This window comes from Paraburkholderia caballeronis (assembly GCF_900104845.1).
GTDB classification, from domain to species: Bacteria; Pseudomonadota; Gammaproteobacteria; order Burkholderiales; family Burkholderiaceae; genus Paraburkholderia; species Paraburkholderia caballeronis.
Window position 1 is genome coordinate 726,923 of record NZ_FNSR01000003.1, and the last position, 16,905, is coordinate 743,827.

Genomic DNA, 16,905 nt, shown 5'->3' on the forward strand with positions numbered 1-16,905 from the left:
GAATCCGTCCGGTACGAACGAATACCCACGCAGGACAAGAGACGCGAGCATTGGAGGGGCTTGACGAGCGAAATGCGCGTTTCCCGTGCGGCACTACGCAATGCCGGCAGTGCGCCGGTGACGGACATGGCGCCTGTGCATATCGGACGAGAAGGAGAGTCGCCGGTCGACCGGCATCTGCCGCGTTATGCCCGGCGATGGCGTAGTGCGGACGAAGCGCATCGCGAATCGTTCGGTTATGCCGTAAGCGCCATCGATTCGGGCAGCCTCGGCAGAGCCGAGCCGCTGACCGGCCTCGCGGCCTGATCCGCTCCGGGGCGTCATCTGTCCGCAGGCGCGGGTTCATTGTTACTGGGACAAGACGATGCTGAGTCCACACGAATTTTCGACCTTGATGCTGGTCCGCCATGCGCCAGACCAGATCGATATGAATCGGGCCGAACTCGATGCATTGCTCGAACGGCAACTGGTCATGCTTGAACCTTCCGCCGAAGGTCGTCGCTATCCGCAGCTTACGGCGCGAGGGCGATCATTATTGGATGCGTTCAGCCCTGAAAAGCGTGGAAACCGCTTTCAAGGACTTCAATCGGAAGCCTGAAATCTGCGCCTGTCGAGTGGGCCGCTGCAAGATGCTGTCGATACCGCGAATGAATGGATCAATGCCAACAGCGTCAAGGTCCCCCATGTGGAGACGTTGACCAGCGCCAGCGGTGTTGATGGCACGAACTCGACGAGCGAACATGGTGGTCGAGTCTGGTTCGACCGGGAACAGGAAAAGACCGGTCGTGAGCAAGGAAAAACCATCGTTATGGTTACTGCGATTCTCGTCGCAGTGGCCGGTGTTGTCGGAGCAAAGGTCGATGCGAGTGGCAACCCGTCGTGCGAGACCGACGCGATGAAGGGCGCGACCTCGAATCCTTCGCTGACGTTCTGCACGTTCTGCAGGAAGGTCGCATCGCTGACGCCTGGCAAGTCGAGCCATTAACCCCGAAAAGATGCGTGAAAAAACATCGGATACAGCGCCGAATGCGGGCGCTTTCAAAGTACACGCCCGGCCGAAAGTGGATCGGCAAATTGCACGATCAGTTCGCGCATCAAGGCATGGGCGACAGATGCGCCCGGTTTTCGGCCGAGTCTGTCTCGGCGATAGCACACTCGATAGCGGCGGCATTACTGAGCGGGATGTTGGTCTACTTCGTCCACGTCCCTGTCTGGATCGTCCCGCTCTCTGCCGCGGCGATCGGGGTGCTGTACGAAGCGTACGCCATCAGCAATTATGTCGGGAGCCGAGGCGAACGCAGATGAAACCTGGAAGGTCATGAACGGCAAGCGCTTAACGTCGATCGCCTCATCAAGTGCGGCTATCCATGCCGCGCTCGTATCGTTGTTGCTCGGGTATCCGGCTGACGACCGCACCAAATACGGGGCTCCTGTGACGCAGGGCAGCGCAGATGGACCGGCTCAGCCACAAAGGTAAGGGCAGGCGTCGGCTATCGCCGCCCCGTATGTGGGGGTGACGTTGGACCGTGCGTTCGGCGATGCGCTGAAGCCGGTGAACGTGCAGGTGCGGTTGTCGTATGCGCTTGAACTGCTGGATGCGAACCGGGTGGCGAGCGTGGTATCGCAGGACGGCACGGAGTTCACCGCGCCGGGAACGAGCCTGCGGCGTGGTTACCTGACGGTGGGCGCCGGGGTGACGATGCATCCGGCGAAGAACCTGTCGGTGTCGCTGAGCGATGGCGGGATCGTCAACACCATGCAGGCATCGGCTCAGCAGGGGAGCCTGCACGTTGGGTATCAGTTCCGAGGGAGCGGCCCGGTTAACCGGGCCGGTCTTCAGCGCAGCTCCCGCTTCCGGGGACGTTGCGAGCGTCATCGCTGACGGGCTTTGAGCCGAGCCCCACGCGCCGGTAGCGGCAGCGCGCCCTGAACTACGAAAGCAACGCCTCCACGACGCCATAACCGACCCCGTCGGCGGGATCGAGCATCCGCAGCTTGCCGACGAGTTCATGCGCCACCGCGCGTTCGCCGCGGCGGACGCTGATGAATCCGAGCGCCTTGAGCGTGAAGAGCCAGAAGCGGGCCGGTCCGGGCGTCGCGAAATCGGCGTCGCCGGGCTGCACCTCGCGCCAGTCGGAATCGATCGACGCCTGCCGCGCGGCGACCGCGAGCGCCTTGCAGGCCACCTCGTGCGCCTCGTCCAGCTCGCCCTGGCTTGCGTGAAACTTGTACAGCAGGTAGTACGGCGGAAGGCTTTGCGGCGACGTCAGCACGGCGGTCCACAAGATCGCGCCGGTTTCGGCGCGCGATGCGCCGCGCGCCGAATCGATCAGCCGCCGCACCGCCGGCGGCACTTCGCCGCCGAACAGGGCGGTCGATTCGACGCCGGTGAAGAGGTTCACCACACCGCTTCGGGCGCGACGAGCCGCGCGACCGGCTCGCCGCCCTCCAGATGCGACGTGAAAATCTCCGCGACGTCGGCGGCCGTCACGCCGCGATACAGCACCGCGTCCGGATAGACCACCACGTTCGCGCCGTGGTCGCACGGGCCGAGGCAGCCGGAATAAGTGATCGCGACCGTGTCGTATGCGTTGCGCTTCTGCTGCTCGGCCCAGAATGCCTGGACGAGCGCCGTCGAGCCCTTGCCGCCGCACGATCCGCGCGGGTGCTGCGGCGGCCGGTTCTGGGTGCATACGAAAACATGCCGTTGCGGTTTGCTCATCGCCGGATTCCTCAACCGAACTTGAACAGGATGCCGTGCCCGCCGCGCGGGTACTCCCATTCGATGTTGTCGTGCTCCGCGCACAGGATGCGGCAGCTGCCGCATTCGAGACACCCGTCGGTGATCAGCGTGACCGAGCCGTTGCCCTCGGCCTTGTAGCACGACGCCGGGCAGACGAACGTGCAGCTTTTCGCGCCGCAGTCGTTGGTGCAGACGTCCGCGTTCCTGATGCGGATGTGCGGCCGCCCCGCGTCCACGCGGTAGCGGTTCTGGAACAGCTTTTCCTCGACGTTGACAGAGACCGTGCTCATCGGAAGGCCCTCCAAAGTTTGTATGCGTCGCCGACGAGGCCGGTCAGCGAACGGCTCCTGCGGAAGCTCGCGATCACCTCGCGCTCCTTGCTCTTCTTGTCGACGCCGTCGACGGTAATCATCGTGCGGGCGGCGTGCGCGACGAGATCGGGCCACGTCGTGAAGAACTGCGGGTTGTCGTGCAGCACGCCCGGCATGTCGCGATACTTGTGCAGATCCTTCATCACGAAGCTGTCGTCGAGCGCGGCCTTGTACGCCTTCAGCGCGCCCGCGCGATACCCCGCGCCGGCCGCCTTCGCAGCGATCACCGTTTCGGCCGCGAGGCGGCCGGTCGTCATCGCGAGGTTCGACCCTTCGCGGTGCGCCGCGTTGACGAAGCCGCCCGAGTCGCCGACGATCATCCAGCCGTTGCCGTACACCTGCGGGATCGCATGAAATCCGCCTTCGGGGATCAGGTGCGCGCAATACTCCTTCATCTCGCCGCCGTCGATCAGCGGCGCGATCGACGGATGGCGCTTCATCTGTTCGAGCAGCACATAGGGGCTCGTGCGGTTCGGATTCTTCTTGAAGTCGCCCAGCATGCAGCCGACGCCGATCGTCAGCGACTCCTTGTTGGTGTAGAGAAAGCCGGTGCCCATCATGCCGTCCGTGATGCGGCCGACCATCTCGATCACGACGCCTTCTTCCTCGCCGACGTTGAAGCGCTGGCGAATCGTTTCCTCCGGCATGAACAGGATTTCCTTCACCGCGAGCGCGACGTTGCCGGCCTTTATTTCGCCGTGAAAGCCGGCCTTGCGCGCGAGCGTCGAATTCACGCCGTCGGCGAGGATCACGACGTCCGCATACACGTCGCCCTGTTCGCGGTCGCACTGGACGCCGACCACCTGGTCGCCGTCCATGATGAGGTGGTTGACGGTCGTCTCGCAGATCAGCAGCGCGCCGGCCTCACGCACCTTCGACGAGAACCACTTGTCGAACTGCGCGCGGATGATCGTGTAGCGGTTGTACGGCGGCTTGTTGTAATCGTCGCTGCGCACGTGGGTGCCGACGAACGACGTGTCGTCGAGCATCCACATCCGCTGCTCGATGATGTGGCGCTCCAGCGGCGCGTCGTCGCGAAAGTCGGGGATGATCTCTTCGAGCGCGTTCGCGTACAGGATCGCGCCCTGCACGTTCTTGCTGCCGGGGTACTCGCCGCGCTCGATCTGCAGCACCTTGAGGCCGGCTTTCGCCATCACGTAGGCGGCGGCGTTGCCGGACGGGCCGGCGCCGACGACGATCGCATCGAATTGCGAGGTTTTTTTCATCGAGGTCTCCTTACGCGGCCTGCTTGCCGCGCAGCGCGAGGTGGTCCGCGAAGGCCTGCGTGAGCGCCGGCAGCACCTGCAATGCGTTGCCGACGATCCCGTAGTGCGCGAAGTCGAAGATCGGCGCGTTCGGGTCGGTGTTGATCGCGACGATCACGTCCGAGCTTTCCATGCCGACGCGGTGCTGGATCGCGCCGGAGATGCCCGCCGCGATATACAGCTTCGGCCGCACGGTCTTGCCGGTCTGCCCGACCTGGCGGTCGGCCTCGACCCAGCCGGCCTGCACGCACGGCCGCGTCGCGCCGACTTCGCCGCCGAGCACGCGCGCGAGTTCGAACACGAGCCGGAAGTTGTCCGGCTGCTTGAGGCCCTTGCCGCCGCTGACGATCACGTCCGCATACGGCAGGTTGATCCGGTTGCTGTTCGCGTCCGCGATGAAGTCGAGCAGCTTCGTGACGATCTCGGTCTCGACCATGCCGAGCGTTTCCTGCACGATCTCGCCGGCGCGGTCGGGCTGCGGCTGCGGCATCGCCATCACGCGCGGGCGCACGGTCGCCATCTGCGGCCGGTACGCGAGCGTCATGATCGTGCACAGCAGCGAGCCGCCGAAGGTCGGCCGCGTGGCCGCGAGCGCGCGCGAGGCCGGGTCGATGTTGAGCGCGGTGCAGTCGGCGGTGAGGCCGGTCGCCAGCGTGGTCGCGACCGAGCCGGCGAGGTCGCGGCCCATCGACGTCGCGCCGAGCAGCAGGATTTCCGGCTGATAGCGGTTCACGAGATCGGTGAGCCCCTTCGTGAACGGCTCGTTGCGGTAGCCGAGCAGCGCGGGGTCGTGCATCACGTAGGCCTTGTCCGCGCCGTAACCGAACGCCTCGGCGGCGAACCGTTCGAGCGGTTCGTCGGGGCCGCCGAGCACCGCGACCGACACGCCGCTGCCGAGCGTGTCCGCGAGCTTGCGCGCCTCGCCGAGCAGTTCCCACGACACGCTGTGCACATGGCCGCGATCGTGTTCGACGAACACCCAGACGCCCTTGTACGCCTTCAGGTGCTCGGGCAGTTCGAGGTTGCGGCCGGCGGCCCGTTTGACGGGGGCGGCGGGTTTGACGGGTGCGTTCATGGGGCTTCCTTCGTCAGCAGGTCCGCTTCCAGCGTCGGATGGCGGGTGAAGATCTTCTGCAGCAGGTTCATCGATACGTCGCGCAGATTGGACACGTCGAGTTCGAGCAGTTCCGCCTTCTCGCTGCGCGGGGTCGGGCCGAACACCTTGCTGACCACGGTCGGCGAGCCTTTCAGGCCGATCCTGCCGACGTCCTCGATGCCGGCCTGCTCGCGGTTCCACCGGCGCACCGGGAAGCCGGCCGCGTGGATCATCGCGGGCAGCGTCGCGAAGCGCAGTTCGTTGGTGTTTTCGAGCATCGTGACGAGGCACGGCAGCGCGGTCCGCAGCACCTGGACGCCGCCTTCGGCGCGGCGCTCGACGCTCATCGTGCGCTTCTCCGGATCGGTCTCGACGATCCGCGACACGTACGTCAGCAGTTGCAGGCCGAGGCGCTTCGCGATGCCCGGGCCGACCTGGGCGGTGTCGCCGTCGATCGTCTGCTTGCCGGTGAACACGACGTCGACCGCCTGCTCTTTCGCGATCTGCCGGATGGCGGCCGCGAGCGCATACGACGTCGCGAGCGTGTCCGCGCCGGCGAACGCGCGGTCGGTGACGAGTATCGCGTCGTCGGCGCCGTAGCTGATGCACTTGCGCAGCGCCTCCTCGGCCTGCGGCGGCCCCATGCAGAGCGCGGTGACCTTGCCGCCGAAGCGGTCCTTCAGCCGCAGCGCCTCTTCGAGCGAGAACAGGTCGTACGGATTGACGATCGCCGGCACGCCCTGGCGCATGATGGTGTTGGTGACCGGATGGACGCGGATCTGCGCCGAATCCGGCACCTGCTTGATGCAGACGACGATGTGCATGGCGGAACTCCTGATTACGCGGCGTCGCGCGCGGGCAGCGACGCGCGCAGACTGTCGATCGACACGTGCTGGCGGCCTTCGACGTCCTGAAAGACCTTGAACACTTTTTCCTCGGCCGGCGTGGAGACGACGAAGTCGCCGTAGGCCTTCGCCAGCAGGCCGTGATAGGTGGAGTACAGCGCCGCCTCGCCGCAGTCCGGCATCCGGTCCTGCTGGCGGATGTACTGGAAAAAGCGCTTCAGGATGTGCAGCCGGCTCACGTCGACCACCTTCTGGTCGAACGGAATCCCGAAGAAGTGCAGGAAATCCTCGGCCGACGAGAGCGTTTTCAATTGTTCGATGAAGCCTTGCATCGCGGTTGCTCCTCACGGGACACGTCGCGCGGCGACGGGGCGTGCGCCGCTTGCCCGAACGGCACGGCGCGGGTTGATCGGCGCGCGGGGGCCTTTCCGGCCGTTACTCATGACACTTCCTCCAGCGTGCCGCGCACCTCGACGAGGAACCGGTACAGGTCGCTCGCGTCCGGCGCCTGCTTGTAGCGGATCGCGAAGTGGCGGATGCGGGTGAGCAGCAGCGGGACGAGCCGGTCCGCGACGCTCAGGCCGAGCGCGTCGTACGCCTGCCGCACGCTCTGCGACCCGGAATGCTTGCCGAGCACGACCGAGCGTTCACGGCCGAGTTCGGCCGGATCGAAACCTTCGTAGGTGGTCGGGTGCTTCGCGATGCCGTCGGCGTGAATGCCCGATTCGTGCGTGAACACGCCGCCGCCGACGATGCTCTTGTTGAGCGACACGTTGCGGCCCGATGCCTGCTCGACGAGGCGCGAGATGCCGAGCAGCGCGGTGGTGTCGACGCCGGTATCGCGGCCGAGCAGATGGCGCGTGCCCATCACGACTTCTTCGAGCGCCGCGTTGCCCGCGCGTTCGCCCAGCCCGTTGACGGTCGTGTTCGCATGGGTCGCGCCGGCGCGCAGCGCGGCGAGCGTGTTGGCCGTCGCGAGGCCGAGATCGTCGTGCGCGTGAATCTCGATTTCGAGGTCGACCGCCGCGCGCAGCCGCGCGATCGCCTCGTAGGTCGCGAACGGGTCCAGCACGCCGAGCGTGTCGGCGAAGCGCACGCGCTGCGCGCCGCATTGCTGCGCATGCCGGGCGACGTCGGCGACGAATGCCGGGTCGGCGCGCGACGCGTCTTCCATGCCGAGCGACACCTTGCGCCCGCTCTTCGCGGCTTCCGCGATCACGCGCGCGACCTGCGCGAGCACCCAGCTACGCGGCTGCCGCAGCTTGTATTGCAGATGGATGTCCGAAACCGGAATCGACAGGTGAACGATGTCCGGATTGCAGCGCAGCGCCGCCGCGAGGTCCGCGTCGGTCAGCCGTCCCCAGACCATCGTGTCGGCGTCGAGGTTCAGGTCGACGATCGCCTTGATGCACGCGATCTCGTCCTCGCCCATCGCCGGGATGCCGATCTCCAGTTCGGGCACGCCCGCGCGCGACAGCGCGGCCGCGATCGCGCACTTCTCGGCAATCGTGAACGCGACGCCGGCGGTCTGCTCGCCGTCGCGCAGCGTGGTGTCGTTGATGATGGGGGTGGGCATCGGTGACCTCTCTGGTGGTTGCGGACATCGATTGCAAGGGTTATGCCAGCGACGGATGCCACGCGTACAGCGCGCGAGGACGCCGCTTTGCGCGGCACGTGTCGTTATCCGAACGATTCGCGCGCCGTTTGTCCGTGTCGTGAATGTTCTGTTTCGGACAGGCGATGCGGGGCGGGCGGGGCGCCCGTAGACAAGGCGGACGTGTCTGGAACCGCCGGGCGGCGCGAGCCGTTCAGCGTTCGCGCGCGAGATTGCGCGTATGCCGCGGCAGTTCGATGGTCAGGTCCGCGTCGCGCAGCTTCACGCAGCACGCGAGCCGCGACTGCGCGTCGAGCCCCCATGCCTGATCGAGCTGGTCGCTTTCGTCGTCGTCGGGCGGCGCGAGCGAAGCGCCGCCTTCGCGCACGTACACGTGACAGGTCGCGCACGCGGCGACCATCTCGCACGCGTGTTCGAGCGCGATGCCCGAGCGCAGCAGCCCGTCGCACAGCGACGCGCCGCGCTTCACGTCGAGCGTCTGCCCGGCGGGGCACAGTTCGGGATGAGGGAGCACCTGGACGCGGGGCATGGTCTCGTTCGTCTACGCAAGACTGTCGAGTTGGCGCCCGGCGAGCGCCTCGCGAATCGATGCGTTCATGCGGCGCGCGGCGAATTCCTCCGTTGCCCGCGACAGGCCGGCCGCCGCCGCCTTCAGCGTGGCGGGCGGCGCGCCGGTTTCGAGCGCGTCGGCCACGCGGAAGCCGGCCTGCCGGATGTCGGCCCGTTCGGCGGCGGAGAGCAGCGCGGCGTCCGCGGCGAGCGCGGCCTCGGTCGCGTCGAGCAGCCGCCGCGCGTCGATCTGCGCTTCGCGCAGCATGCGCAACTGCATGTCGCCGGCGGAGGTCTCGATCGCCTCCTTCAGCATCGCGGCGACCTGCGCGTCGCTCAGGCCATACGACGGCTTCACCTCGACGTGCGCCTCGGTGCCGGTCGTCTGCTCGCGGGCGGTGACGGCGAGCAGGCCGTCCGCGTCGATCTGGAACGTCACGCGGATGCGCGCGGCGCCGGCGACCGCGGGTGGAATGCCGCGCAGTTCGAATCGCGCGAGCGAGCGGCAGTCCGCGACCGCCTCGCGCTCGCCTTGCACGACATGGATCGACATCGCCGTCTGCCCGTCCTTGAAGGTCGTGAATTCCTGCGCGCGCGCGACCGGCAGCGTCGAGTTGCGCGGAATGATCTTTTCGACGAGGCCGCCCATCGTTTCGACGCCGAGCGACAGCGGGCACACGTCGAGCAGCAGCCAGCCGTCGTCGTTGCGGTTGCCCGCCAGCACGTCCGCCTGTTTCGCCGCGCCGAGCGCGACGACCTGGTCCGGATCGATGTCCGCGAGCGGCTCGCGGCCGAACAACGCGCGCACCGCGTCGCGCGCGAGCGGCATGCGCGTCGAGCCGCCGACCAGCACCACGCCGTCGATGTCGCCGGTCTGGCGTTTCGCGTCGCGCAGCGCGCGCCGGGTGGCCGCGAGCGTGCGCTCGATCAGCGGTTCGCCAAGCGTCGCGAAGGCCGCGCGCGACAGCGTGCGCCGCCAGGCCGTGCCGTCGGGCAGAGCCGCTTCGACCTCGACCGGGTCCGTGTGCGACAGCGCCTCCTTCGCGGCGCGCGCGGCCGTCAGCACCGCGCGCTGTCCGCCGGGCGCGAGCGACGCGAGCCCGGCGACGCCATGCGCTTCGCAGAGCCAGCGGGCGACCGCGTGGTCGAAGTCGTCGCCGCCGAGCGCGGAATCGCCGCCGGTCGCGAGCACTTCGAACACGCCCTTCGACAGCCGCAGGATCGAGATGTCGAAGGTGCCGCCGCCCAGGTCGTAGACCGCGAAGGTGCCTTCGGCCGCGCGATCGAGCCCGTACGCGACGGCGGCCGCGGTCGGCTCGTTCATCAGGCGCAGCACGGTCAGCCCGGCGAGCCGCGCGGCGTCCTTCGTGGCCTGGCGTTGCGCGTCGTCGAAATACGCCGGCACGGTGATTACCACGCCTACGAGTTCGCCGCCGAGCGACGCCTCCGCCTGGACGCGCAGCGCGCGCAGGATCTCGGCCGAGACTTCGATGGGCGAACGCTCGCCGGCGACGGTCGCGATGTTCACCATGCCGGGGCGGTCGACGAACCGGTACGGCAGCGCGCCGGCGTCGGGCAGGTCCGCGAGACGCCGGCCCATGAAACGCTTCACCGACACGAGGGTATTGGCCGGATCGCCGCTCAGGTGCGCGGCGGCTTCGCGTCCGACCTCGGTGGCGCCCGACGGCAGATAGCGCACGACGGACGGCGTCAGCAGCGCGCCGTGCGCGTCCGGCAGCACGCGCGCGAGCGCGCTCTGCACGGTCGCGACGAGCGAGTTCGTCGTGCCGAGGTCGATGCCGGCCGCGAGCCGGTGCTGGTGCGGCGCGGCCGAGCGGCCGGGTTCGGCGATCTGCAGCAGGGCCATGGCGAAAGGTCCTCGGCGGGTGGCGCGGGCGGTGCGGGCGAGTCGGGCGGCGGCGGCGATCCGGGCTTCAGACCGCGAAGCTTTCGCCGCATCCGCAACTGGCTTTTGCGTTCGGGTTGTGGAACCTGAACCCTTCGTTCAGGCCTTCGCGCACGAAATCGAGTTCGGTGCCGTCGAGCATCGGCAGGCTGCGCGGATCGACGACGATCGTCACGCCGTGCGCCTCGAAACACCGGTCCTCGGCATTCGGCGTATCGACGAATTCGAGCGCGTACGCAAAACCCGAACAGCCGCTCGTCTTGACCGCGACGCGCAGTCCGACGCCTGCGCCGCGTTTTTGCAGCGATCGTTCGACGTGCCGCGCCGCGGCGGGGGTAAGGGAAACGGTCATCGCGGGCCTCAGACGGAGAAGGAACTGCCGCAGCCGCAGGTGCTCTGCGCGTTCGGGTTCTGGATCACGAAGCGCGCGCCTTCGAGGCCGTCTTCGTAATCGACGCGCGCGCCGAACAGATATTGCTGACTCATCGCGTCGATCAGCAGCGTGACGCCGTCGGTGACCACCTGCGTGTCGTCGTCGGCCGCCTGGTCGTCGAACGAAAACCCGTACTGGAAGCCCGAGCAGCCGCCGCCCGATACGTACAGCCTCAGCTTGAGCAGCGGATTGCCTTCCTCCTCGATCAGCGACGCGACTTTCGCGGCGGCGCGCGCGGTGAATTCCAGAAAGGCCGGCGTGGATGCCGGCGCGGTAGCGACAGGTTGCAGCGTTTCCATCATGCGGGTCCTCGTGGGATGAGCGCGTTCACTGGGGGCCGGACGCGCAGGCCGGCTGTTCGGTCGTGCGTTCGCCGGCCTCGCGGCGGCGCGACTGGAAATCCGCGACCGCAGCCTTGATCGCGTCCTCGGCGAGGATCGAGCAGTGGATCTTCACCGGCGGCAGCGCGAGCGCGTCGGCGATCTGCGTGTTGCGGATCGTCATCGCCTCGTCGAGCGTCTTGCCCTTCACCCACTCGGTGACGAGCGAACTCGACGCGATCGCCGAGCCGCAGCCGTAGGTCTTGAAGCGCGCGTCCTCGATCACGCCGTCGCGGTTCACGCGGATCTGCAGCCGCATCACGTCGCCGCATGCGGGCGCGCCGACCATGCCGGTGCCGACCGCATCGTCGTCCTTCGCGAACGAGCCGACGTTGCGCGGATTTTCGTAGTGGTCGAGAACTTCGTTGCTGTAGCTCATCGGAGGCTCCTCGCGGCGGAATGCCGGAACGGACTGCGGAAATCGGGGGGCGGCGCGTTGGTCGCCGGTCAGTGATCGGCCCACCGGATCGAAGCGGGATCGACGCCGGCCTGCGCCATGTCCCATAACGGGCTCATGCCGCGCAGCCGTTCGACCACCTGGGTTGTCTGCGCAATCGCGAAGTCGATATCCGCCGCGCTCGTGAACCGGCCGAGCGAAAAGCGGATCGCGCTGTGCGCGAGTTCGTCTGCGCGGCCCATCGCGCGCAGCACGTGGCTCGATTCGAGGCTCGCGGACGTGCACGCGGACCCGGACGACACCGCGATGTCCTTCATGCCCATCAGCAGCGATTCGCCTTCGACACAGCGGAAACTGACGTTCAGGTAGTGAGGCGCGCAGTGCGCGGGGTCGCCGTTCAGCACGACCGCGTCGATCGCGCGAAGGCCGGTCCACAGCCGGTCGCGCAGCGCGCGGATGCGTTCGTTGTCCGCGTGCATGCTCTCGCGTGCGAGCCAGAACGCTTCGCCCATGCCGACGATCTGGTGCGTCGGCAGCGTGCCTGCGCGCATCCCGCGCTCGTGGCCGCCGCCGTGCATCTGCGCTTCGAGACGCACGCGCGGCCGGCGGCGCACGTACAGCGCGCCGATGCCCTTCGGGCCGTAGAGCTTGTGGGCGGACAGCGACATCAGATCGACCGGCAGCGCGTCGAGGTCGATCGGCACCTTGCCGGCGGCCTGCGCCGCATCGACGTGCAGCAGCACGCCCCGGCTGCGGCATATCGCCCCAAGCGCGGCGAGGTCCTGCACGACGCCTGTTTCGTTGTTCACGAACATCACCGACGCGAGCACGGTGCCCGGTTTCAGCGCGGCCTCGAACACGGCCGGGTCGACGCGGCCATCCGGCCGCACCGGCAGCACGGTCGTCTCGAAGCCTTCGCGCTCCAGTTCGCGCATCGTGTCGAGCACGGCCTTGTGCTCGGTCGCGAGCGTCACGAGGCGGCGGCCGCGCGAGCGGTAGAAATGCGCGGCGCCTTTCAGCGCGAGATTGTCCGATTCGGTCGCGCCCGAGGTCCAGACGATTTCGCGCGGGTCCGCGTTCACGAGGCTCGCGACCTGCTCGCGCGCCAGCTCGACGGCCTCGTCGGCCGCCCAGCCGTACGCGTGCGAACGGCTCGCCGCGTTGCCGAACAGTTGCGTCATATACGGCAGCATACGGCGCGCGACGCGCGGGTCCACCGGCGTGGTGGCGGCGTAGTCCAGATAGACCGGCTGGACGCGGCGGTCGGGGTCTCGGGCGACATCCTGCATGGCGGGCTCCCTCGTAGCGGACGAAACAGGCTGCCCAAAAATCGCAACATCCATGCCACGGTTTTTTTCGCCGGGTATCGTTGGTTTTTCGGCCAGGGTTGTTTTTTTTGTACGCCGCCCGAGCCGGATCGCCGTTCGAGGTTGTTGCGGTTGTTGTGTTTGTCGGCTTTGTCGGCCCGCTTCGCGATCGGGCCGGATGCCTGTCCGGCGTGGGCTGAATCTTGCTTTTGTCGCGATTCATGCTGTCGTTGCGCCGTGGCGCGTCGACCGGGCCACAGCGGGAGCGGAGGGATTCATGCAGAAGTCGAGTGCAGGCGAGGCCCGTCGTGAGCTTGACGCGGTCTATGAGGTCAGCAAGACGCTGGTGTCGTCGCTGGACGTCGCGCAGACGTTCCGCACGTCGCTGCAGTACCTGCTGCACGCTCTCGAATGGCGGCGCGCGTTCGTCGTCGTCGCGGAAGCCGACGGCCAGCTGCACGGAATGTGTAGCGCGGGCCTGTCGAGCGACGAGCACCAGCGCATCCGCTTTCATCCGGGCGAGGGCATCGTCGGGCGGGTCTACAAGAGCGGCCTGCCGGCGGTCGTGCCGGACGTGCGCGACGAACCGATGTTTCTCGACCGTACCGGCAGCGCGGGCGAGCCCGGCGAATTCGGCGAATTCGGCACGGCGCGGGTCGCGCTGCTCGCCACGCCGATCCGCCAGGAGCATCACACGCTCGGCGTGCTCGCGGTGTTCTGCGTGAATCCGGACGGCGCGCGGATGTTCGCGGGCGACCTGTATCTGATGAAGATCGTGTCGACGCTGATGGGCCAGGCGCTGCTGCTTCATCGCAGCGTGAGCGCCGCGCACGACCGGATGCAGGAAGAAGTGCGGCGCATGCAGAAGGCGATCCGCCCGTTTCAGCCGCTCGACCAGGTGGTCGGCGTGTCCGAGCCGATGCGGCGGATCTTCGAGCAGGTTCACCAGGTCGCGCCCGCGCGGACCACGGTGCTGCTGCGAGGCGAAAGCGGCACCGGCAAGGAGGTGATCGCGCGCGCGATTCACCGTCTTTCGCCGCGCCGGGAGCAGGCGTTCGTGTCGGTCAACTGCGCGGCGCTGACCGAATCGCTGCTGGAGAGCGAACTGTTCGGCCACGAGAAAGGCGCGTTCACCGGCGCGCAGGGTCAGCGCAAGGGCCGTTTCGAACTGGCGCACGGCGGAACGCTTTTTCTCGACGAGATCGGCGACATCTCGCCGTCGTTCCAGGCGAAGCTGCTGCGCGTGCTGCAGGAGCGCGAGTTCGAGCGGGTCGGCGGCGCGGCGCCGGTGAAGGTGGACGTGCGGCTCATTCTCGCGACCAACCGCAATCTCGAACGGATGGTGAAGGAGGGCGAGTTCCGCGCGGACCTGTACTACCGCATCAACGTGGTGAGCATCCAGTTGCCGCCGCTGCGCGAGCGGCGCGAGGACATTCCGGCGATGGCGCAGTATTTCCTCGATCGCTTCAATCGCGACAACAGCCGCTCGCTGCGCTTCAGCCCGGACGCGATGCGCGTGCTGACGAGCTGCTACTGGCCGGGCAACGTGCGCGAACTGGAGAACTGCGTCGAGCGCACCGCGACGATGACGCACCACGACGTGATCGACCGGCTGGCATTCCTTTGCCAGGAGGACCAGTGCCTGACCCGCGTGCTGCATCACATCGAGCGCGAGGACGCGGTGCGCCCCGCGCGTCTCGTCGACATCCCGATCCGCGAGATTCCGGGCATGCCGGCCGGGCACGCGGGGGCCGGCTCGCGTGACGGCGACCTGCCGTTCGCGCTGCCGGATGGACTGGCGGGCGAACTGGCGGACGACGAAACCGCGGCCGACCTCCACGACGGCGCGCAAGACGGCAAGCCCGAAGGCGAGCGCGAGCGGCTCATCTGGGCGATGGAGCGTTGCGGCTGGGTGCAGGCGAAGGCCGCGCGCCTGCTGAGGATCACGCCGCGGCAGATCGGCTACGCGCTCCACAAGTACGGCATCGAGGTGCGCCGCTTCTAGCAGGCCGGGTGGTTTCGCTGTCGCTGTTTCCTTCCACGACTTCTCCGACGCCATCCGCTTGCGGGTGGCGTCGTCGCATGGACGCGCGCGATTGCGCATCGTCTCTCGCGCACCGGGACGGCGGATCCGGGCGTCATGCGCAAAGCCGTTGTGCGCTTTGTCGCAACAGCGACAGAAACGGGCGCGCCTGTGGGTTCGATCGTCGCCACGGTCCGACAAAGCTCACGCATGAGTCGCTGAAACCGCGTAAACGCAGGCGTTTTTCGAATGGCATGGATCTGGCTTTTATCCCTGCGCGCAACCACTGCCGGTTGCGGGGAGATATCCATGCAAGATCGCGCGAATGCCAGCACGCCGCCCGCTGCCGCCTATATCGGCATTGGGCAGATCAGACCGCTCGGGTCGACCCTCGACGTGCCGGCGGCCGGCGGCTGCGGCTCGCAAGGCGGCGACGGCAAGGCGAGCTGCGGCTCGTCGGGCGGCCCCGACGACATGCCGCCCGACGTGTGGGAGAAGGTCAGGAACCATCCGTGTTATTCGGAAGAGGCGCATCACCACTATGCGCGCATGCATGTGGCCGTCGCGCCCGCCTGCAACATCCAGTGCAACTACTGCAACCGGAAGTACGACTGCTCGAACGAGTCGCGGCCCGGCGTCGTGTCGCAGAAGCTCACCCCCGGGCAGGCGGTGAAGAAGGTCGTCGCGGTCGCGAGCGAGATTCCGCAGATGACGGTGCTCGGCATCGCCGGCCCCGGCGATTCGCTTGCGAATCCGAAGAAAACCTTCGACACGTTCCGCATGCTCCAGCAGCAGGCGCCCGACATCAAGCTGTGTCTGTCCACGAACGGCCTCGCGCTGCCGGACCTCGTCGACGAAATCTGCGAATACAACATCGACCACGTGACGATCACGATCAACATGGTCGACCCCGCCGTCGGCGCGAAGATCTATCCGTGGATCTTCTGGGACCACCGGCGCGTGACCGGCTACGAGGCCGCGCAGATCCTGCACGAGCGGCAGATGAAGGGGCTTGAGATGCTGACCGCGCGCGGCGTGCTCACGAAGATCAATTCGGTGCTGATTCCGGGCATCAACGACGAGCACCTGATCGAAGTGAACCGCGAGGTGAAAAAGCGCGGCGCGTTCCTGCACAACATCATGCCGCTGATCTCCGAGCCGGAGCACGGCACGCACTTCGGGCTGACCGGCCAGCGCGGCCCGACCGCGCAGGAGCTGAAGGCCGTGCAGGACGCGTGCATGGGCGGCGCGAACCTGATGCGCCATTGCCGCCAGTGCCGCGCGGACGCGGTCGGCCTGCTCGGCGAGGACCGCAGCGAGGAATTCACGCTCGACAAAATCGAGCAGATGGAAGTGGTCTACGACCTCGACCGGCGCCGCGAATACCAGAGCCGCGTCGAGGCGGAGCGCGACGCGCAGCATGCGGCGAAGCAGGAGGCGCTGGCGGCCGCGCAGGCGATCGACGTCGCCGGCGACCTGAAGGTGCTGGTCGCGGTCGCGACGAAGGGCGGCGGGCGCGTGAACGAACACTTCGGCCACGTCACCGAATTCCAGATCTTCGAGGTGAGCGCCGCCGAGGCGCTGTTCGTCGGCCATCGCCGCGTGGACCTGTACTGCCAGGGCGGTTACGGCGACGACGAGCAGCTGCCGTCGGTCGTGCGCGCGATCAACGACTGTCATGCGGTGCTGGTCGCGAAGATCGGCGCCTGTCCGCGCGACGAGCTTGCGCAGGCGGGCATCGAGCCGGTGGACCGCTACGTCGGCGAGTTCATCGAGAAGGCCGCGCTCGCGTGGTTCGACGACTACCGCGGCCGCATCGCGAGCGGCGCGATCGTGCACGAGGACCGCGGCGACGCCGCGATCCGGCAGGGCGCGTTCACGGGCGCGGCGGCATAAGCGGCTGCATCGGCCATACAGGCAGTGCGCCGGGCGCGAGTGCCGTCCGGCGCGAATCATACGGATCACCAATTAGAAG

At 67.6% G+C, this 16,905-nt stretch carries 20 protein-coding genes; 6 read left to right on the forward strand and 14 right to left on the reverse strand.

Annotated features, from left to right (window positions below):
• The first annotated feature begins 60 nt into the window (after positions 1–60).
• From BLV92_RS31900 to BLV92_RS29805, 4 genes are all read left to right on the forward strand, one after another.
• Positions 61–306, forward strand: a complete 246-nt coding sequence (locus BLV92_RS31900) for a hypothetical protein (RefSeq protein WP_143040755.1) — start codon at positions 61–63, stop codon at positions 304–306.
• Between the two features lie 58 nt (positions 307–364).
• Entirely contained in the window at positions 365–598 is a 234-nt protein-coding gene (locus tag BLV92_RS29795) for a hypothetical protein (protein WP_090552669.1), read from the forward strand.
• 87 nt (positions 599–685) lie between these two features.
• The gene (locus tag BLV92_RS31905; RefSeq protein WP_143040756.1) at positions 686–985 is read left to right on the forward strand and encodes a hypothetical protein; all 300 of its coding nucleotides are present in this window, start codon (positions 686–688) and stop codon (positions 983–985) included.
• Between the two features lie 534 nt (positions 986–1,519).
• Positions 1,520–1,882 carry an autotransporter domain-containing protein gene (locus BLV92_RS29805; protein WP_090729852.1) on the forward strand — a complete coding sequence of 121 codons (363 nt, stop codon included), beginning with the start codon at positions 1,520–1,522 and terminating at the stop codon, positions 1,880–1,882.
• A 49-nt stretch (positions 1,883–1,931) separates the two neighbouring features.
• Here the strand turns inward: BLV92_RS29805 and BLV92_RS29810 are convergent, their stop codons facing one another.
• The 14 genes from BLV92_RS29810 to BLV92_RS29875 all read right to left on the reverse strand — a co-directional run bounded on the left by BLV92_RS29810 (position 1,932) and on the right by BLV92_RS29875 (position 12,889).
• Positions 1,932–2,402 carry a hypothetical protein gene (locus BLV92_RS29810; protein ID WP_090553169.1) on the reverse strand — a complete coding sequence of 157 codons (471 nt, stop codon included), beginning with the start codon at positions 2,400–2,402 and terminating at the stop codon, positions 1,932–1,934.
• Positions 2,399–2,722: a (2Fe-2S) ferredoxin domain-containing protein gene (locus BLV92_RS29815; protein ID WP_090552677.1), complete on the reverse strand. Its 324-nt coding sequence runs from the start codon at positions 2,720–2,722 to the stop codon at positions 2,399–2,401. The genes BLV92_RS29810 and BLV92_RS29815 overlap by 4 nt, the downstream gene beginning before the upstream one ends.
• 11 nt (positions 2,723–2,733) lie before the next feature.
• Positions 2,734–3,033, reverse strand: coding sequence for a ferredoxin family protein (locus tag BLV92_RS29820; RefSeq protein ID WP_090552680.1), 300 nt, complete (start codon positions 3,031–3,033; stop codon positions 2,734–2,736).
• Positions 3,030–4,340 carry an FAD-dependent monooxygenase gene (locus tag BLV92_RS29825; protein ID WP_090552683.1) on the reverse strand — a complete coding sequence of 437 codons (1,311 nt, stop codon included), beginning with the start codon at positions 4,338–4,340 and terminating at the stop codon, positions 3,030–3,032. Before BLV92_RS29825 ends, BLV92_RS29820 begins: the two co-directional genes overlap by 4 nt.
• Positions 4,341–4,350: 10 nt before the next feature.
• Entirely contained in the window at positions 4,351–5,454 is a 1,104-nt protein-coding gene (locus BLV92_RS29830) for an electron transfer flavoprotein subunit alpha/FixB family protein (RefSeq protein WP_090552686.1), read from the reverse strand.
• Entirely contained in the window at positions 5,451–6,299 is an 849-nt protein-coding gene (locus tag BLV92_RS29835) for an electron transfer flavoprotein subunit beta/FixA family protein (RefSeq protein WP_090552689.1), read from the reverse strand. The genes BLV92_RS29830 and BLV92_RS29835 overlap by 4 nt, the downstream gene beginning before the upstream one ends.
• Positions 6,300–6,313: 14 nt before the next feature.
• On the reverse strand, positions 6,314–6,652 hold the full coding sequence (gene nifW, locus BLV92_RS29840; RefSeq protein WP_090552690.1) for a nitrogenase stabilizing/protective protein NifW: 339 nt from the start codon (positions 6,650–6,652) through the stop codon (positions 6,314–6,316).
• A gap of 107 nt (positions 6,653–6,759) precedes the next feature.
• Entirely contained in the window at positions 6,760–7,896 is a 1,137-nt protein-coding gene (gene nifV, locus BLV92_RS29845) for a homocitrate synthase (RefSeq protein WP_090552693.1), read from the reverse strand.
• Positions 7,897–8,128: 232 nt separating this feature from the next.
• On the reverse strand, positions 8,129–8,464 hold the full coding sequence (locus BLV92_RS29850) for a 2Fe-2S iron-sulfur cluster-binding protein (protein ID WP_090552695.1): 336 nt from the start codon (positions 8,462–8,464) through the stop codon (positions 8,129–8,131).
• A gap of 12 nt (positions 8,465–8,476) precedes the next feature.
• Positions 8,477–10,351: a Fe-S protein assembly chaperone HscA gene (hscA, locus tag BLV92_RS29855; protein WP_090552698.1), complete on the reverse strand. Its 1,875-nt coding sequence runs from the start codon at positions 10,349–10,351 to the stop codon at positions 8,477–8,479.
• Between the two features lie 67 nt (positions 10,352–10,418).
• Positions 10,419–10,742, reverse strand: coding sequence for an iron-sulfur cluster assembly protein IscA (gene iscA / locus BLV92_RS29860; protein WP_090552699.1), 324 nt, complete (start codon positions 10,740–10,742; stop codon positions 10,419–10,421).
• An 8-nt stretch (positions 10,743–10,750) separates the two neighbouring features.
• Positions 10,751–11,122 carry an iron-sulfur cluster insertion protein ErpA gene (gene erpA / locus BLV92_RS29865; protein WP_090553171.1) on the reverse strand — a complete coding sequence of 124 codons (372 nt, stop codon included), beginning with the start codon at positions 11,120–11,122 and terminating at the stop codon, positions 10,751–10,753.
• A 28-nt stretch (positions 11,123–11,150) separates the two neighbouring features.
• Positions 11,151–11,582, reverse strand: coding sequence for a Fe-S cluster assembly scaffold IscU (gene iscU / locus BLV92_RS29870; protein ID WP_090552703.1), 432 nt, complete (start codon positions 11,580–11,582; stop codon positions 11,151–11,153).
• A 68-nt stretch (positions 11,583–11,650) separates the two neighbouring features.
• A complete protein-coding gene (locus BLV92_RS29875) occupies positions 11,651–12,889 on the reverse strand; it encodes an IscS subfamily cysteine desulfurase (protein ID WP_090552706.1) in 1,239 nt (412 codons plus the stop codon).
• Positions 12,890–13,184: 295 nt separating this feature from the next.
• Here BLV92_RS29875 and nifA point away from each other — a divergent pair, with 295 nt between their 5' ends.
• Both nifA and nifB read left to right on the forward strand, forming a co-directional pair.
• Complete coding sequence (gene nifA, locus BLV92_RS29880) at positions 13,185–14,912, forward strand: nif-specific transcriptional activator NifA (protein WP_090552708.1); 1,728 nt, start codon at positions 13,185–13,187, stop codon at positions 14,910–14,912.
• 327 nt (positions 14,913–15,239) lie between these two features.
• Complete coding sequence (gene nifB / locus BLV92_RS29885; RefSeq protein WP_090552709.1) at positions 15,240–16,826, forward strand: nitrogenase cofactor biosynthesis protein NifB; 1,587 nt, start codon at positions 15,240–15,242, stop codon at positions 16,824–16,826.
• Positions 16,827–16,905: the final 79 nt, after the last annotated feature.

What these genes read in the sequence shown, in the direction of transcription:
- BLV92_RS29825 (WP_090552683.1), bottom strand. Translation starts at nt 4,340, where the DNA reads ATGAAAAAAACCTCGCAATTCGATGCGATCGTCGTCGGCGCCGGCCCG.
- BLV92_RS29875 (WP_090552706.1), bottom strand. Translation starts at nt 12,889, where the DNA reads ATGCAGGATGTCGCCCGAGACCCCGACCGCCGCGTCCAGCCGGTCTAT.
- BLV92_RS29830 (WP_090552686.1), bottom strand. Translation starts at nt 5,454, where the DNA reads ATGAACGCACCCGTCAAACCCGCCGCCCCCGTCAAACGGGCCGCCGGC.
- nifW (WP_090552690.1), bottom strand. Translation starts at nt 6,652, where the DNA reads ATGCAAGGCTTCATCGAACAATTGAAAACGCTCTCGTCGGCCGAGGAT.
- iscU (WP_090552703.1), bottom strand. Translation starts at nt 11,582, where the DNA reads ATGAGCTACAGCAACGAAGTTCTCGACCACTACGAAAATCCGCGCAAC.
- iscA (WP_090552699.1), bottom strand. Translation starts at nt 10,742, where the DNA reads ATGACCGTTTCCCTTACCCCCGCCGCGGCGCGGCACGTCGAACGATCG.
- BLV92_RS29850 (WP_090552695.1), bottom strand. Translation starts at nt 8,464, where the DNA reads ATGCCCCGCGTCCAGGTGCTCCCTCATCCCGAACTGTGCCCCGCCGGG.
- nifB (WP_090552709.1), top strand. Translation starts at nt 15,240, where the DNA reads ATGCAAGATCGCGCGAATGCCAGCACGCCGCCCGCTGCCGCCTATATC.
- BLV92_RS29815 (WP_090552677.1), bottom strand. Translation starts at nt 2,722, where the DNA reads ATGAGCAAACCGCAACGGCATGTTTTCGTATGCACCCAGAACCGGCCG.
- BLV92_RS29835 (WP_090552689.1), bottom strand. Translation starts at nt 6,299, where the DNA reads ATGCACATCGTCGTCTGCATCAAGCAGGTGCCGGATTCGGCGCAGATC.
- erpA (WP_090553171.1), bottom strand. Translation starts at nt 11,122, where the DNA reads ATGGAAACGCTGCAACCTGTCGCTACCGCGCCGGCATCCACGCCGGCC.
- hscA (WP_090552698.1), bottom strand. Translation starts at nt 10,351, where the DNA reads ATGGCCCTGCTGCAGATCGCCGAACCCGGCCGCTCGGCCGCGCCGCAC.
- nifA (WP_090552708.1), top strand. Translation starts at nt 13,185, where the DNA reads ATGCAGAAGTCGAGTGCAGGCGAGGCCCGTCGTGAGCTTGACGCGGTC.
- BLV92_RS29820 (WP_090552680.1), bottom strand. Translation starts at nt 3,033, where the DNA reads ATGAGCACGGTCTCTGTCAACGTCGAGGAAAAGCTGTTCCAGAACCGC.
- BLV92_RS29795 (WP_090552669.1), top strand. Translation starts at nt 365, where the DNA reads ATGCTGAGTCCACACGAATTTTCGACCTTGATGCTGGTCCGCCATGCG.
- nifV (WP_090552693.1), bottom strand. Translation starts at nt 7,896, where the DNA reads ATGCCCACCCCCATCATCAACGACACCACGCTGCGCGACGGCGAGCAG.